The organism is Pedobacter punctiformis, from assembly GCF_027213715.1.
Taxonomy (GTDB): domain Bacteria; phylum Bacteroidota; class Bacteroidia; order Sphingobacteriales; family Sphingobacteriaceae; genus Pedobacter; species Pedobacter punctiformis.
The window spans coordinates 165,437-182,446 of record NZ_JAPWGM010000002.1; the positions used below are offsets into that span (position 1 = coordinate 165,437).

At 35.5% G+C, this 17,010-nt stretch carries 16 protein-coding genes; 8 read left to right on the top strand and 8 right to left on the bottom strand.

What is annotated here, in order from left to right; translation table 11 throughout:
- Positions 1 to 3: 3 nt before the first annotated feature.
- Positions 4 to 1,890 carry an OmpA family protein gene (locus O0955_RS06510; protein WP_269426731.1) on the bottom strand — a complete coding sequence of 629 codons (1,887 nt, stop codon included), beginning with the start codon at positions 1,888 to 1,890 and terminating at the stop codon, positions 4 to 6.
- Between the two features lie 38 nt (positions 1,891 to 1,928).
- Entirely contained in the window at positions 1,929 to 2,552 is a 624-nt protein-coding gene (locus tag O0955_RS06515; RefSeq protein ID WP_269426732.1) for a 7-carboxy-7-deazaguanine synthase QueE, read from the bottom strand.
- Positions 2,553 to 2,659: 107 nt separating this feature from the next.
- Between O0955_RS06515 and O0955_RS06520 the strand changes: the two genes are divergently transcribed.
- Positions 2,660 to 2,995 carry a Rieske (2Fe-2S) protein gene (locus tag O0955_RS06520; protein WP_269426733.1) on the top strand — a complete coding sequence of 112 codons (336 nt, stop codon included), beginning with the start codon at positions 2,660 to 2,662 and terminating at the stop codon, positions 2,993 to 2,995.
- On the opposite strand, the gene O0955_RS06525 is transcribed toward O0955_RS06520, so the two are convergent.
- The 6 genes from O0955_RS06525 to O0955_RS06550 all read right to left on the bottom strand — a co-directional run bounded on the left by O0955_RS06525 (position 2,992) and on the right by O0955_RS06550 (position 8,839).
- Positions 2,992 to 3,414 (bottom strand): PIN domain-containing protein, encoded by a 423-nt coding sequence (locus tag O0955_RS06525; protein WP_269426734.1) that lies wholly within the window; start codon positions 3,412 to 3,414, stop codon positions 2,992 to 2,994. The two genes, O0955_RS06520 and O0955_RS06525, sit on opposite strands and share 4 nt — an antisense overlap.
- 3 nt (positions 3,415 to 3,417) lie before the next feature.
- The gene (locus O0955_RS06530) at positions 3,418 to 3,678 is read right to left on the bottom strand and encodes a DUF6364 family protein (protein ID WP_269426735.1); all 261 of its coding nucleotides are present in this window, start codon (positions 3,676 to 3,678) and stop codon (positions 3,418 to 3,420) included.
- 91 nt (positions 3,679 to 3,769) lie between these two features.
- Complete coding sequence (locus tag O0955_RS06535; RefSeq protein WP_269426736.1) at positions 3,770 to 4,651, bottom strand: bifunctional 5,10-methylenetetrahydrofolate dehydrogenase/5,10-methenyltetrahydrofolate cyclohydrolase; 882 nt, start codon at positions 4,649 to 4,651, stop codon at positions 3,770 to 3,772.
- A gap of 88 nt (positions 4,652 to 4,739) precedes the next feature.
- Complete coding sequence (lepA, locus tag O0955_RS06540; protein WP_269426737.1) at positions 4,740 to 6,527, bottom strand: translation elongation factor 4; 1,788 nt, start codon at positions 6,525 to 6,527, stop codon at positions 4,740 to 4,742.
- 238 nt (positions 6,528 to 6,765) lie between these two features.
- Complete coding sequence (locus O0955_RS06545) at positions 6,766 to 8,190, bottom strand: MATE family efflux transporter (protein WP_269426738.1); 1,425 nt, start codon at positions 8,188 to 8,190, stop codon at positions 6,766 to 6,768.
- 229 nt (positions 8,191 to 8,419) lie between these two features.
- Complete coding sequence (locus tag O0955_RS06550) at positions 8,420 to 8,839, bottom strand: acyl-CoA thioesterase (protein WP_269426739.1); 420 nt, start codon at positions 8,837 to 8,839, stop codon at positions 8,420 to 8,422.
- 82 nt (positions 8,840 to 8,921) lie between these two features.
- Between O0955_RS06550 and O0955_RS06555 the strand changes: the two genes are divergently transcribed.
- The 7 genes from O0955_RS06555 to serC all read left to right on the top strand — a co-directional run bounded on the left by O0955_RS06555 (position 8,922) and on the right by serC (position 16,996).
- Entirely contained in the window at positions 8,922 to 9,125 is a 204-nt protein-coding gene (locus tag O0955_RS06555; RefSeq protein WP_269426740.1) for a hypothetical protein, read from the top strand.
- Positions 9,126 to 9,130: 5 nt separating this feature from the next.
- Positions 9,131 to 9,607, top strand: a complete 477-nt coding sequence (locus O0955_RS06560; RefSeq protein WP_269426741.1) for a hypothetical protein — start codon at positions 9,131 to 9,133, stop codon at positions 9,605 to 9,607.
- Positions 9,608 to 9,799: 192 nt separating this feature from the next.
- Positions 9,800 to 10,084 (top strand): 30S ribosomal protein S15, encoded by a 285-nt coding sequence (gene rpsO, locus O0955_RS06565; RefSeq protein WP_269426742.1) that lies wholly within the window; start codon positions 9,800 to 9,802, stop codon positions 10,082 to 10,084.
- A 177-nt stretch (positions 10,085 to 10,261) separates the two neighbouring features.
- Positions 10,262 to 12,397: a polyribonucleotide nucleotidyltransferase gene (pnp, locus tag O0955_RS06570; protein WP_269426743.1), complete on the top strand. Its 2,136-nt coding sequence runs from the start codon at positions 10,262 to 10,264 to the stop codon at positions 12,395 to 12,397.
- Between the two features lie 196 nt (positions 12,398 to 12,593).
- A complete protein-coding gene (gene rpe, locus O0955_RS06575) occupies positions 12,594 to 13,265 on the top strand; it encodes a ribulose-phosphate 3-epimerase (protein WP_269426744.1) in 672 nt (223 codons plus the stop codon).
- An 8-nt stretch (positions 13,266 to 13,273) separates the two neighbouring features.
- Entirely contained in the window at positions 13,274 to 15,700 is a 2,427-nt protein-coding gene (locus O0955_RS06580; protein WP_269426745.1) for a TonB-dependent receptor, read from the top strand.
- Between the two features lie 222 nt (positions 15,701 to 15,922).
- Positions 15,923 to 16,996 (top strand): 3-phosphoserine/phosphohydroxythreonine transaminase, encoded by a 1,074-nt coding sequence (gene serC / locus O0955_RS06585; RefSeq protein ID WP_269426746.1) that lies wholly within the window; start codon positions 15,923 to 15,925, stop codon positions 16,994 to 16,996.
- Positions 16,997 to 17,010: the final 14 nt, after the last annotated feature.

Sequence of the window (17,010 nt, forward strand, 5' to 3'; positions counted from 1 at the left end):
TATTTAAACCTTCGTAATTACAAATGATGTTCTGCGGTTATTCTTTCTGCCCAGTTCCGTTTTGTTATCGGCAATAGGTTTGCTGGCACCAAAACCTTTAAAAGTAAGTCTTTTAGCTTCAATATTATTTTTGATAAGATATACATAAACGGCATTAGCTCTGTTGAAAGATAATTTTTCATTCAATTTATCATCTCCAACATTATCTGTGTGCCCCTGAATTTCAATTTCAACAGTTGGATTATCATTTAAAAAAGTAATTAAAACTTCCAGCTCTTTTATTGATGCAGGTAAAAGGTTGTATTTATTCGTATCGAAAAATATATTTTTTAGAGTCACATTACCGCCAGCTTTAATTTTTTCAATGTAAACTTCAATTTGATAAGGTTTATTAATATCACCGGCTTTTAATTCAAAGTTTTCTGAATAGAACATATAACCCTCCGCATTTACATTGAATAGATAATTACTACCAACAGGCATAACGGCCAAAAAGCTCCCGGTTGTTGGGTCGGTATAATCATCAAAAACCGTTTTATTTGTTTTTAAATCAACTACCTGTACGTTACTTTCAATTGTTTTCTGGCTGTCTTTATCTTTAACAATGCCCTTCACATAACTTATTTTTAATGGCCGGGCCCGTTCAGGAATACCAAAGCTATAAATATCCTGTGCACCATATCCATCTTTTAAATTAGAAGAAAAGAAACCTAAATTGCCATCGGCACTAACCACCAGGCCACTTTCATCTTCGAAAGAGTTTATCGGATAGCCTACATTAATTGGTTTTTGCCATTTCTCTGTATCATCTAATCTGCTGTAGTAAATGTCTTTATTGCCAAATCCGGGCCAGCCATCCGATGAAAAATATAAAGTTTTGCCGTCCGCGTGAAGAAAAGGTGTATTTTCATCAAATGGTGTATTAATCTCAGGACCCAGGTTTATGGCCGGTCCCCATTTTGCATCCGCTGTAATGGTGCTTTTCCATATGTCATATCCACCAGCACCACCTGGCCGGTTACTAACAAAATAAAGTGTGCTTCCATCAGGGCTAATGGCAGGCTGAGATTCCCAATATTCGGAATTCACAGGGCTTCCAATGTTGTAAGGTTCACCCCAATCTGCACCTTCGCGATGAGAAACATAAATGTCACATCTTCCTAATCCATCAGGGCGGTTACAGCCCGTAAAAAATAAATATTTACCATCAGGCGATATCGTTTGGGCACCTTCATTATATTTTGCTGTATTTATTTTATTGGAAAGTGGGGTAGCTGTATTCCATTCGTTGTTTTTGAATTGTGATGTCCAAAAATCTTCATTCCCATTAATTTGCCTTGTAAAGATCAGGGTTTCTCCATCAGCTGTTAAGGCTGGAAAATACTCTGCATTTGTTGTGTTTACACCTTCTCCAAGATTTTTAGGGATATATTTTACGGGTTTTTTAATGGCTTCAACTGCAAAATCACAGTCTAAAAGATATTTTTTTGCCTTTTTATTTCGTTCAGCCGATTTATCAAGAGGTATAAATTGTTCAAAATGTTGTTTGGCTTTTACATATTCGGCTGTAGCAAATTCCATTTGAGCCAGATTAAAAATAACCTCCGGCAAAACATTTTTATTAATGTTTATCGCCTTTTGATAATTGGCTTTGGCTTCAGCATATTTTTTCTGAATGCGATATACATCTCCTAAAACAATTAATGCGGTTTGAAATTGAGGATCGGCTTGTACAGCACTTTCCAACAATTGAGCAGCAGCAGGATAATCTTGTTTCTGAATAAAAGGACTGGCTTTTTCAAAAAGATTTTGAGCTTTTTTATTCGATGGGTTTTGTCCAAAGCAATAAATGCTCAGTATGCTAAATAAAATGATTAAGCCATGTTTCATTACATTAACATTTGGTTATCAAAGCTAATGTAAACTATTTAAGGAATATTTAAAAATTTGTGTGTTTGTAAAGAAATCTCCCATTTTGGATTAGCCATTACGTAATCTATAATTAAAGGCGTCATTTCCTTTGATTTAGACCACTCTGGCTGCAGGTAAAGTTTGCAACCCGCTGAAACAGATTGAGCATATTCTTCTGCCCATTTGAAATCACTTTTATTAAAAACAATAACCTTTAATTCGTTTGCAAACGGCGTGATATCTGGTCTTGGTGCTTTAAATTTTTTAGGAGATAAACAAATCCAGTCCCAGTTACCGGATAGAGGGTAAGCGCCAGAAGTTTCAATAAAAGTTAAAATTCCTTCAGCTTGTAATTTGGAGGTAAGATAATCTAAGTTGTAAATTAAGGGCTCGCCGCCCGTAATTACAACAGCTTTTCCCGGATATTTTTTTGCATTTTCTACAATTACATCAGCAGGTGTGAGTGGGTGCATCTCCGCGTCCCAGCTCTCTTTAACATCACACCAATGGCAACCTACATCACAGCCGCCCAGGCGAATAAAATATGCCGCCTTACCTGTGTTAAATCCTTCGCCCTGTATGGTGTAAAATTCTTCCATTAAAGGAAGTAATGTGCCGTCTTCTGGTATGTCCTGTTTCATTTTTGAGGTTGCAAATATCCTAAAAAAATCGGTGTAAAACTTTATCTTAGTGAAAAATAACCCTTAGATGAAGAAACAAATAAATATTCATCTAAAATTTTAAAGAAATGCGCTGGTTTAAAGCTTTAAATAATTTTCAAATTTCCAAGGGAGATTCCATTCAGGTGATTAAAGTGGAAGGAAAACAAATTTGTATTATTAAAGAAGGTGGACAACTTTTTGCAACTCAGGCTTATTGCCCGCATGCTGGCGGTCATTTTAGCGGAGGCTGGTGTAAAAATGGAAATTTAATCTGCCCTGTTCACCGTTATGAGTATAGTCTAAAAACAGGGAGAGGCATTGAAGGACAAGGCGATTACATTAATATTTATCCAACAGAAATAAGGGAAGATGGGCTTTATATTGGTTTTGAAGAAAGCTGGTGGAGTAAACTTTGGTCTTAAACAGACAGATATTGTTTAAAAAAGCTCTGACAATTTAAAACCTGAATATCAGAAAAATAAAAATCTTCAATATCTTCAGTTATAATACATTTACAGCCTTTCTCTTGTGCAGCATAATATTCCAAACCATCTTCAAAATCGTGTATAGCCTTATTAATTAAAGTATGATGAACACCGTGCATAGAGTTTTCAGCTATTTTAATATGTTTACAAAGTAAATCTATCTTTTGTTTAGCCATTTGAGCATTCTGCTTTTTTTCTGCAAAATAAAAGGCAATTGCAAGGCAAAGAGGAGAGGTATAAACCTCAAATTTTGGATGAGAGGCCAGACTTAAAATTCTCGAAGAATAAGTAAATAGCGGATATTCCTTATTCAGAACAGAAACTAAAACATTAGCATCTAAAAAAATCTTTAACATCAATTACTTTTTAGAAGAAAAAAATTCATCTTTAGAGGCTTTTCGGGATGGCTTCGGTGTTTTTCTATATTCTACTTCACCTTCGGCAACCATACTTACCCAATCAGAAATAGGATATTCCTCCAGTGATTTGTACTCGTTGGAAGTTACCTGTGTTAAAAGATGTTCAATGAGGCGAGACAAGCTGATATTATGATCAGCAGCATATTTTTTAGCCTTATTTACAACTTCCTGATTAAAACTTAATGTTAATTTGGTATCCATCTTCTTAGATTATACTCAAATATACAAAATTATACGTGGTGTTTTAATTTTTAACACGTATAATTTAAATTATTCTTATAAAGTTTCTTGTCTAAGGGTAAATGTCTTTTCTTGCAGAGGCCAGGGTATTTTTTAACAAACCAACGATTGTCATTAGGCCAACACCACCCGGAACAGGTGTAATATAAGATGATTTTGGTGCTACATTTTCAAAATCTACATCACCAAATAATTTATAGCCTGATTTTGTTTCCGTCGATGTTTCGCGGTTAATACCAACATCGATAATAATAGCACCATGTTTAACCATATCAGCTGTAACAAAATTCTTTTTACCAATGGCAGCGATGATAATATCGGCCTGTAAAATTTGTGCTGTAAGGTCTTTGGTTCTGGAATGGGTAAGTGTTACCGTACAATTACCAGGATTTGCATTACGGGCCATTAAAATACTCATTGGGCTACCTACAATATTGCTTCGGCCCACCACTACACAATGTTTTCCGGTGGTATCAATATTATAGGCTTGCAACATCAGTAAAATCCCATAAGGCGTAGCCGGAATGAAACATGGCAAATTACGCATCATCCGACCTAAATTTACCGGATGAAAGCCATCAACATCTTTACGGTAATCGATTTTTTCAGTAATTTTTTCAGGGTCGATGTGTTTTGGAAGAGGTAGCTGGACAATTAATCCATCTACGTCTGCATCCTGATTTATTTCTTCAATTTTTTGCAATAACTCAGCTTCCGTAACCGTATGATCATATCTGTACAACGAAGATTTAAAGCCAACTTTTTCACAATTTTTCATCTTGCTTGCTACATAAGTTTCGCTTCCACCATCATTACCAACTAAAATGGCAACTAAATGAGGTTTGCGGCCACTGCTTTTTAAGAAATCTGCAGCTTCTTCAGCAATTTGAAGTTTAACTTTTTCTGATACGTATTTTCCGTTGAGTAATTGCATTGTACTATATATAGAGAAATTAAAGTTACGATATGAGAACAAAAGCTGAAACTTTAAACCTCATATCTATGCTCTAAAATCTAATTTTTTAATCTAATTTCAAAACTGCCATAAATGCCGTTTGCGGAATTTCTACATTTCCAACCTGGCGCATACGTTTTTTACCCTTTTTCTGTTTTTCAAGTAATTTACGTTTACGTGAAATATCACCACCGTAACATTTGGCAGTCACATCTTTACGTAAAGCACTAAGAGTTTCGCGGGCAATAACTTTGGCACCAATGGAAGCCTGAATTTTAATTTCGAATTGCTGACGAGGGATTAATTCTCTTAATTTCTCACATATTTTCTTTCCGAAATCGTAAGCATTGCTACGGTGTATTAACGATGATAAAGCATCAACAGGTTCATCATTCAGTAACATATCCAATCTGACCAAATCAGATTTACGATAACCAACCTGGTGATAATCAAATGAAGCATAACCTTTAGAAATTGTTTTTAGCTTATCATAAAAGTCAAATACGATTTCGCCCATTGGCATTTCAAAAACGAGTTCAACACGATCTGACGTTAAGTAAGATTGATTTACGATGATACCTCTTTTTTGAATACACAGTGACATTACCGGGCCAACAAATTCTGCCTTGGTAATAATATTGGCTTTAATATAAGGTTCTTCAACAGAGTCGAGTTTGCTTGGATCCGGTAAATCAGAAGGGTTGTTTACAATAATTTCATCTCCCTTAGTTGTATGGGCCACATATGATACGTTGGGAACAGTGGTAATTACTGTCATATCGAACTCCCGTTCTAAACGTTCCTGGATAATTTCCATGTGCAGCATGCCTAAGAAACCACAACGGAAGCCAAAGCCTAGTGCCGCAGAGCTTTCCGGCTCAAAAACAATGGAAGCATCGTTTAACTGCAATTTGTGCATAGCTTCGCGAAGCTCCTCAAATTCATCCGTATCAACAGGGTAAATACCTGCAAAAACCATCGGTTTAACCTCTTCAAAACCTTGAATTGCATCAGCAGCCGGGCGATCGACAGTTGTTATGGTATCACCAACTTTTACCTCACGGGCTTCTTTAATTCCAGATATAATATAACCTACATCACCTGTTTTTACCACATTTCGTGGTGACATATCCAGTTTTAATACACCAACCTCGTCCGCTAAATATTGCTTTCCGGTATTGATGAATTTTACTTTGTCTCCCTTTTTAATTTCGCCATTAACTACTTTATAATAAGCAATAATTCCTCTAAAAGAGTTAAATACAGAATCGAAGATTAAAGCTTGTAATTCGCCATCAGGGTTGCCAACAGGAGCAGGTACACGATCTACAATAGCCTGGATAATATCAGGGATTCCCATTCCGGTTTTACCGGAAGCAGGAATAATATCTTCCCGTTTACAGCCAATCAAATCAATAATCTGATCTTTAACTTCTTCAGGCATTGCACCAGGCAAATCCATTTTATTTAAAATTGGAATAATCTCCAGGTCGTGCTCTAAAGCCAGGTATAAATTCGAAATGGTTTGTGCCTGTATTCCTTGTGAAGCATCGACAATTAATAAAGCGCCTTCACAAGCCGCGATAGAACGTGAAACTTCGTAAGAAAAATCTACGTGTCCGGGCGTATCAATCAGGTTGAAATTATATTCAATTCCACCAACTTTATAGTTCATTTGTATGGCATGACTTTTAATCGTTATGCCTCTCTCACGCTCCAAATCCATGTTATCGAGCAATTGTGCTTGCGCTTCACGCTTCGAAATTGTCTCGGTGTATTCTAATAACCTATCGGCCAGAGTACTTTTACCGTGGTCAATATGTGCAATAATGCAAAAATTACGTATATGCTTCATCTTTGCGCAAAGATAGCTTTTTTAAGGTAAATTTTAAGGGAGAAAAAAATGCTCTATTTAATTGGGCTTTGTAAAGCAACGCTTGTTTTATAGACTAGATTAAAACACCTGTTCCTGCCATTATTTTGAATAAGTTTTGATGTAAGCGCTATTGACTGTTTAGTCCGGCTAATGAAATTAGGGCAATAAAAAAATCCGCCATCTCATTTAGAAATGGCGGATTTTATCTTAATCACTACTAAACCAGAGTTTTCTTCCATTCACCCCGTTTAAAAAGAATATAAGCAGCAATAGTAATTCCCACTTCGGCCGTTGGTATGGCAATAAAAACACCTGTAGGTCCAAATTCCATATATTTAGCTAAGAAATAAGCAAAAGGAATCTGGAATATCCAAAATGCAAAAACATTAATTTTTGTTGGTGTCCAGGTATCTCCGGCACCATTAAAAGCGCTGGTTAAAACCATACCCATTCCGTAAATAATAAAGCCGCAACTTAAAATTCGTAAAGCTTTTGATGCAACGTCAATTACAAGTTTATCCTGAGTAAAAAATGCGGCAAACAAATGGCCACAGGTTAAGAATAATACACTCACCACCGCCATAAAAATAATTGTATACTTCATCGTTTGAAATACTGATTTTTCTGCCCGGTCAATATGCCCTGCGCCTAAATTTTGCCCAACCAGTGTTGCTGCCGCATTACTTAAACCCCATGCCGGAAGCATAAAAAACATCATTAGCCTGAGTGCTGTCTGATAACCCGCTGATCCATGATCTCCACCAGTTGTTGCAACTAATTGAGCCAAAAATACCCAGCTGCAGCTAGCAATAACAAATTGTAAAACACCAGGAGCAGCAATTTTTATTATGGCTTTTATTTGTTCCCACTCCGGAACTAAAAAGCCCAATTTGATCTTCAGGGCATTTTTACCATTAAATAAATGATAAATCTGGTAGCTTACGCCCAATCCACGCCCAATACTTGTTGCAATAGCTGCACCTGTTAATCCAAATGCCGGAACAGGCCCAAATCCATTAATAAAAATAGGGCAGAGGATTATATTTGCAATATTAGCTATCCATAAACTACGCATGGCGATGGCTGCATTGCCCGCACCTCTAAAAATACCGTTAATTAAAAATAACAATACAATAATGATGCTTCCACCCATCATAATGCGAACAAATGTAGTTCCATGGTCAGCTGTTTCTGCCGATGCACCCATCAACATCAAAATTTCTCTGGCATAAAATAAACCTGATATGCTTATAATTAAATTGATAATGACCGCAATTACAACGGTTTGCATACCCGCTTTACCGGCAGCTTCCGGGTTTTTTTCGCCAATGCGGCGTGCAACTACAGCGGTGGCGGCCATACTCAAGCCTATTGCTAATGAATAAATAATGGTTAAAACCGACTCTGTTAATCCTACGGTTTGGATAGCATGGCTGCTATTTTTCAAGTGACCTACAAAATACAGATCGACTAATGCAAAAACAGATTCCATGGCCATTTCAAGCATCATTGGGATAGCTAATAAAATAATGGCTCTGTTTATATCTATTGAAGTTAAGTCAACTTCGTGACCTTTTAACGATTGCATCAGCACATCAAAAAAAGAAGATAGTTTGCCCTGTGTCTTTACTGACTGTGACATAAAAAAAAATAAAAATGTGTGAAATAGACCAGTATGCATTAGTAAAAATGCATAATTAAAATTTGAAAAGGAGGAATCCTCGGTTAGTTAGAACCTCAAACGGATTGCAGATACTATCATCGCTATGGTCTTAATGTTGAGGCAAATATAGATATTTTTTTTAATTGCCAAGTTTTGATGACGAATTTCTGAAAGTGATTAACTTTCTTCCTAACCAATGGAAGCATTTTTAAATACTATATGCTTTGATCATTTCCGCTGAAACTTTAGTTCCCCGGCTTGTTGTTAAATCAATTAAAACATAATCAAAGATACCATCAGAAGCTACTTTATTTGTTTTTTTGTTAATAATTTCAAATTGAACAGCGCAACCTTTTTCATGCATGGTTAATATTCCTGTTCTGATTAACATTAAATCGTTCATTAATAAAGGACGTTTAAAGCTAATGTCAACACGGCTAACTACCCAACCTAAATTCTGCTTTGTAAAATGTTCCCAGGGCATTCCATAGAATTTTTCCATTTGTTCATAACGGGCTGCAAGTACATAATCCAGATATTTACTGTTATGTACATGATTAAACATATCGATATCATCAGGACGGACACGTAATTCGCTTTCAAAAATACTATATTGATTTTTTTCCAAGGTAAAATGTTTTATGCAAATTAAAGTATTTAATATTTGCATTGTCAAGTATTAATTGCATTTTTCGTATCTTTGATATGAAATGGGAAAGCTTAAACTATATGATATTTCAATTCCACGCGAAACAATAGCAGAAGAGCGTGAAAGTGTTTATTTGAACCGTTCAGCTGAGCAACGCTTTTTTAGCCTGTTGCATCTTAATTACATTTCTATTGCCATGAATGGCGGTCAGCCATTAAAAATACCTCTGGGTAAAGGCATTATTATCCGTCGCCCAAACTCTTAACCGTTATGTCTTTTGACAAGGAAAATCCTGAAATGCTCTTATTATTGGAAACATTTGAGCAGTTTGATGTGCATTACCTTATTGTTGGTGGTTTTGCAGTAAACAGATACGGTTACAATCGTACAACCGGTGATTTGGATATTTATTTAAAGGATACTAAAGAAAACAGGCAGAATTTAATTAATGCAATAGATAAAATGGGGTATGGGCGCTACGATATGTTATTAGATGTGCCCATTATAGCTGGTTATTGTGAGGTTTTGATGGATGATGGAATGTATGCTGATTTAATGACGGACATTCCCGGCTTGAAAAAAGAAAAATTTAATGAGTATTTTAAAATGGCCACTGTTGATGAGATCAATGGAATTAAGGTAAGATTCTTACATTATAATCATCTTTTAGAAAATAAAAAGGCAACGAACCGGCCAAAAGATCAATTAGATGTTTTGGAGTTGGAACGGATAAATAAAAAGAATTAGACATGTTTAATGCTTTAAATTTTTGATCTGAACATTTTCAAAAACGGAGTGTAATTAGTTAAAGCAAAGCCTAATCCCAGAATTATTATTAATTGAGTTCTGAATTAATAATCACTTGTTTATAAATAAAAGTTAACGTACCTTTGCACTCAAATTAATTAATTTTTTAAATCACTTTAATATTATTCAAGAATGTATTTAAGTTCAGAAAAGAAAGCCGAAATTTTTAAAACACACGGCGAAGTAGAAACCAATACTGGTTCTGCAGAAGGTCAGGTAGCGTTATTTACATACCGTATTGCGCACTTAACAGAACACTTAAAGAAAAATCGTAAAGATTTCTCTACTCAGTTGTCACTTCAAAAACTAGTAGGTAAACGCCGTGGTATCTTGGCTTACCTTTACAAAAAAGATATTGAGCGCTATCGTGCTATCATCAAAGCTTTACAGCTAAGAGATATCATTAAACAAAAATAAGCGTAATTTTATCAACAAGAGCCATTCTTTAGGGAATGGCTTTTTAATTTTGTTAGCTTTACATTTTAAAAGTTAATAAATACCCGATATACTGTTACAGTGTATCTAAATTGCAAAACAAAAAACATATATAACCCGGTGTGTAGAAAGAGGAAAACACACCATAATTCTTTTTAAATGAATGTAATAAAAAAATCGTTCGATTTGGGCGATGGCAGAATTGTAGAAATTGAAACTGGTAAATTAGCTAAACAAGCTGATGGTTCAGTAGTAGTAAAAATGGGCGATACCATGTTGTTAGCGACAGTTGTATCTACTGTTGGCGCTAAACCTGGTACAGATTTTTTACCGTTATCGGTTGATTATCAGGAAAAATATGCTGCCACAGGCCGTATTCCAGGTGGATTTTTACGTCGTGAAGCAAGATTATCTGATTACGAGGTTTTAATCTCCCGTTTGGTTGACAGAGCTTTACGCCCAATGTTCCCGTCAGATTATCACTCTGATACCCAGGTGATGATTTCATTAATTTCTGCTGATAAAAATATAATGCCTGATTGTTTAGCTGGTTTAGCTGCTTCTGCTGCATTATCAGTATCAGATATTCCTTTTAACGGTCCTATTTCTGAAGTACGTGTTGCTAAAATTGATGGTAAATTGGTAATCAACCCATTAGCCAGTGATTTAGAGCGTGCAACTTTAGAATTTATGGTTGCTGGTTCTGCTAACGACATAGGTATGGTTGAAGGTGAGTGTGATGAAATTCAAGAGGATGAAATGGTTGAAGCTTTAAAATTTGCACACGATGCAATTAAAGTTCAATGTGCTGTTCAAGTTGAATTAACAGAGGCTACGGGAAAAACTGTAAAACGTGAATATAGCCACGAAGACCATGATGCTGATTTAAAAGCTAAAGTTTATGCTGATACTTATGATAAAGTTTATGCAGTAGCAAAAGCTGGTGGTAATAAAGATGTCCGTAAAGAAGGTTTCACAGCCATTATTAACGAATTCTTTGAAGCAATGCCAGAAGATACCGCAGATTTAACTAAAGCAATGGCTAAACATTATTATCATGATGTTCAGTACGACGCAATTAGAAATCTGTTGTTAGATGAAGGTATCCGTTTAGACGGTCGTAAAACGACTGAAATTCGTCCTATCTGGAGTGAAGTTGGTTATTTGCCTGCTGCTCACGGTTCGGCTGTATTTACTCGTGGAGAAACACAATCACTTACCTCTGTTACTTTAGGTAGCAAAGATGATGAGCAAATGATTGATGGTGCTTTCTTTAATGGATATAACAAATTCTTATTACATTATAATTTCCCTGGTTTTTCAACCGGAGAGGTAAGACCAAACAGAGGCGCTGGACGTAGAGAAATTGGACACGGTGCTTTGGCGCAACGTTCATTGAAAAAAGTATTGCCTCAGGGTGAAGCAAATCCTTATACCATTCGTATCGTTTCTGATATCTTAGAATCTAACGGTTCATCATCAATGGCAACAGTTTGTGCCGGTACATTAGCACTTATGGATGCAGGTATTAAAATTAAATCACCTGTTTCTGGTATCGCAATGGGTTTAATTACCGATGAGAAAACCGGTAAATATGCAATCCTTTCTGATATTTTAGGCGATGAAGATCACTTAGGTGATATGGACTTTAAAGTAACCGGTACTGAACATGGTATCGTTGCTTGTCAAATGGACTTAAAAATCAATGGTTTATCTTACGAGGTGCTTACAAAAGCATTATTGCAAGCTAAAGATGGTCGTTTACACATCTTAAATGAGATGAAGAAAACGATTAGTCAGCCAAATGAAGATTATAAACCACATGCTCCACGTATTGTTTCTTTAACTATTGAGAAAGAATTTATTGGTGCTATTATTGGCCCTGGAGGTAAAATTATTCAGGAAATGCAACGTGAAACGGGTGCTTCAATCTCTATCGAAGAAGTTGATGGTAAAGGTATTGTAGAAATTTTTGCTGATAACAAAGCTTCAATTGACGCAGCCGTTACCCGTATTCGTAACATTGTAGCTAAACCAGAAATTGGTGAAGTTTACCAGGGTAAAGTAAAATCAATTATGCCATTTGGTGCATTTGTTGAAGTTATGCCAGGTAAAGATGGTTTATTACACATTTCTGAAATTTCATGGGAACGTTTAGAAACTATGGATGGTGTATTGAAAGAAGGTGATAAAATCGAAGTTAAATTATTAGATATCGATAAACAAGGTAAAATGAAACTTTCCCGTAAAGTTTTATTACCAAGACCAGAAAAACCAGCTGCGCCACAAGCATAAGCTTTTAAGTTTTTTAGAAATATAAACCCCTTTCAGTTTTTGCTGAAAGGGGTTTTGTTGTTATAAGAACAAGTAATATGATTTCCTGTTTTACTTTAGTATGCTATAAAAATAAAGCTAAAGGTGCAAACTGGCTTATTTGATAAAGCTCAGGTGAAAGGTTTTTTGTTTATCGCTATTTCTTTATCTTTATGGAATGAAACATTTAATTGCACCATCCATTTTATCTGCTGATTTCGGCAATTTACAAAGAGACGTAGAAATGATTAATCAAAGTGAAGCAGATTGGTTTCATGTTGATGTTATGGATGGGGTTTTTGTTCCTAATATTTCTTTTGGCTTTCCCGTAATGGCAGCTGTTAAAAAATATGCAACAAAACCATTAGATGTTCATTTAATGATTGTAGAACCAGATAAATATATCGAAGACTTCGCAAAGGCCGGTGCTGATCGCATTACGGTTCATTATGAGGCCTGCACACATTTACACAGAACGGTGCAGGCGATAAAGGCAGCTGGTTGCAAGGCTGGAGTGGCTTTAAATCCGCACACACCTGTTACTTTATTACAAGATATTATTGGCGATTTGGATTTAGTATTGATTATGTCTGTTAATCCTGGTTTTGGCGGACAACAATTTATTCAAAATACCTATAAGAAAATCAGGGATTTGAAAGCTTTGATTCAGGGGGTAAATGAAAACCTGATTATTGAAGTTGATGGGGGCGTAGGTTTACAAAATATTGGTACATTAGTACTGGCAGGCGCTAATGCTTTTGTGGCTGGAAATGCAATTTTTGTAACCGAAAACCCGGCAGAAACTATTTCTGAAATGAAAAGTATAAATGCCAGCGCTATAAATATTTAGTTTAAAGCATGCTCAGATTCCGGCTCTTACTCTTTTTTCTGCTTGCAGGATGCAATTTTGCATTTGGACAACCATTAGTAAGGATTTCCGGAATTATTTATAGCGAAGAAAAATTACCTCTTGCGCAGGTAACTGTTATAGTGCTAGGCCAGGGTCAATCTACTGTTACAGACGAATTTGGCGCATATACAATCTATTCCAAAACCCGGAATTTTAACATTAAATATTCTTTATTGGGTTATCAGCATAAAACATTAAAATTTAATGAACGTTCGGGTGCAAGGATTAATCAATCGCTGGTTTTAACTGCAAATATCAATGAATTAGAGCAAATTAACATTACCAATAAACAAAACCAGCTCAGCAATACCACTACCTTAAATGTAGGCGATGTTTCTTATATACCTTTGGTATCAGGCAATTTTGAAACGATGCTTAAAACCCTGCCGGGCGTATCTACAAACAATGAGTTGAGTGCACAATATAGTGTGAGGGGTGGGAATTTTGATGAAAACTTAATTTACGTTAACGATGTCGAAATTAGCCGGCCTATTTTAATTAGAAATGGTCAGCAGGAAGGTTTAAGTTTTATTAATGCTGATTTGGTCAGTAAGGCAAAATTCTCGGCAGGTGGCTTTGAAGCTAAATACGGCGATAAACTTTCTTCCGTGTTAGATATTAAATATGACAGACCGGATAGTAATCAAACTGTGTTAAGTACCAGTCTTTTAAATACATCTATATCAACTAAAAGAATATTTAAAAATGGTTTTTTGCTGGCTGGCCTGCGATATAAAAATAATTCAAATATACTCATTAAACAAGATGAGAAAGGAAGTTATAATCCCAATTTTGGGGATGCACAGGTGTTATACCAATATGATTTTTCTTCAAAATTTAACCTCAGTTTTTTAGGGTTTTTCAATGCGGGACAGTTTAAGCTAGTGCCCGAAAACAGAGAAACTCAATTTGGTACGTTAAATACAACGTTAAGATTAAATGTAGATTACACCGGACGGGAAGTTGATGATTATAGAACCGCCGGAACTGCGGTAACGGCAACTTTTACGCCAAAACCAAATCTGGTTATTAAATTGATCAACAGCTATTTTAATACGATAGAAAGAGAGCGCTTTGACATAGACGGGAGTTACGTTTTTGATGAAGTTGACGATTCTTTTCCATCAGATGTTTTTGGCCCGATTAATAAAAACAAGGGGATTGGATCTTATTATAATTATGGAAGGAATAGCTTGGATACCAAGGTTTTTGCTTCTGAGATTAAAGTTGATCAGAATTTTAACAATCATGTTTTTTCCTGGGGTCTAAAATTTGACCAGTCTAAATATAATGATCGTTTAAACGAATATAATTACACTGATTCTGCAGGTTTCATCATCCCCGGCAATTCTAAAAATATTGTTTTACAAAATGTAATTCATGCTGAAAATGACCTTAATATAAAAAATTACAGTGCCTACATACAGGATAGTTATTCGCTTTCAGAGTATGCTGAACTCCAATTAGGGGCAAGGGCAAATTATAATTCTTTGAGTGAACAGTTATTGATCAGTCCGAGAATGCTGATTGCTTACCGGCCAAATTCAAATAAAAAGATTTTTAGGTTTACAGCAGGGGTTTATCAGCAACCGCCTTCTTACCGTACCATCAGAGATTTTAATGGTGTTTTAAATGTTAATCAGCGGGCACAGCGCTCCTATAATACTTCGTTTGGTTATGATTATGCCTTTGATGCTTTTGGGACACGGCTAAAGTTTACTTCTGAGGCTTATTTTAAATATTCTGATCGTTTAATTCCTTACAAAATTGATAACCTGAGAATAAAATATCTGGCTAACGAATTATCCAAAGGTTATGCTTATGGTGCCGATTTTAGCATAGGAGGGGAATTTGTTAAAGATTTAGTTTCTTATTTCAGGCTTTCCATAATGCATGCTAATGAGGATATTGTTAATGACAGTTACATAGAAAGCGGAAAAATTATTTACCCCGGTTATTTAAAACGGCCAACGGATCAGCGAGTTAATTTTTCGATATTTTTTCAGGATCGCTTGTTAAACAGCCCAACTTATAAAGTTCATTTAAATGCACTTTATGGATCTAGATTGCCAATAGGTCCTTCATCTACAGACCGGTATTTGGATAAATTTTATATTCCTTCCTACAAAAGAGTGGATATTGGTTTTTCAAAAGATTTTCTGGACGATGCTGCTTCGCATAAACCTAAATTTCTGGATAAAAATTTTAGTTCGGTTATTCTCTTTTTTGAAGTTTTTAATATGCTTAACATCAACAATACAGTTTCGTATTTATGGTTAAAGGATGTTGACAATGTGCAGTATGCGGTACCAAATTATTTAACCGGAAGGCAGTTTAATTTAAAATTGATTGTAAAATTGAAGAATGGTAAGTGAGAAACGGGGTATCTTCACGCTCCAAAACAAATGCTTCATTCTGTAGTTTGGTAAGGTTTGGTTAGTGCTTATATCCTACAGATTCTGGTCATTACAAAAACGATAATAAAACCCACAGTTTTTGATTAATTTTTAACAAAATTTAATTTTTTATGATACGATTTTATAGGTATTACTGCTTTAAAAATTTTACATTTACGGCGTAAAACATTATATAATAAGATGAAGCATAATTTTGGCGCAGGCCCTTGTATTTTACCTCAGGAAGTGTTTAAACAAGCCGCACAGGCAGTTTTAGATTTTAACGATGGATTATCAATTTTAGAAATTTCGCACAGAACAACCGAATTTGAGTCCGTTGTTGCTGAAGCAGACAAATTGGTTAAAGAATTATTAAATGTGCCGTCGGGTTATTCCGTTTTATTTTTACAAGGTGGTGCAAGTTTGCAGTTTGCAATGGTACCTATGAATTTATTAGGTGAGGGACAAACTGCAAGTTATCTGGATACGGGTGTTTGGGCTAGCAAAGCATTAAAAGAAGCCAAATTTATTGGTGATGTGAATGTTGTTGCTTCTTCAAAAGATGCAAACTATACTTTTATTCCGAAGGAGTATCAAATTCCTGCAGACAGTGCTTATTTCCATTACACCTCTAACAACACCATTTACGGTACTGAGCTTTTCGAAGTTCCGAAAACCAATGTGTCAATAGTTTGTGATATGTCTTCGGATATTATGAGTCGTGTAATCGATGTATCTAAATTCGATTTAATTTATGCAGGCGCACAAAAAAATGTTGGTCCGGCTGGTTTAACAATCGTAATTGTTAAAGATGAAATTTTAGGTAAATCAGGTCGTAAAATTCCTTCTATGCTTAATTATCAATCTCATATTGATAATGCTTCAATGTATAATACTCCGCCGGTTTTTTCTATTTATGTGGCTTTACTAAACCTTCGCTGGTTAAAATCAAAAGGTGGTGTTGCCGAAATAGAAAAAGAAAATAAACAAAAGGCAGAAGCACTTTACAGAGAAATAGACCGTAATCCATTATTTAAAGGTACCTGTGCTGTTGAAGACCGCTCAAAAATGAATATTTGTTTTGTAATGGAAAATCCTGAACTGGAAAAACCATTTTTAAAATATACTGAAGATTTAGGTATTGTGGGTATTAAAGGGCACAGAAGCGTTGGTGGTTTCAGAGCATCAATGTACAATGCTTTGCCAATTACCAGTGTACATGCTTTGGTAGATGCCATGCAGTTATTCGAAGAAAAACAAGCAAAATCAAATTAAGAAATTATATTTTA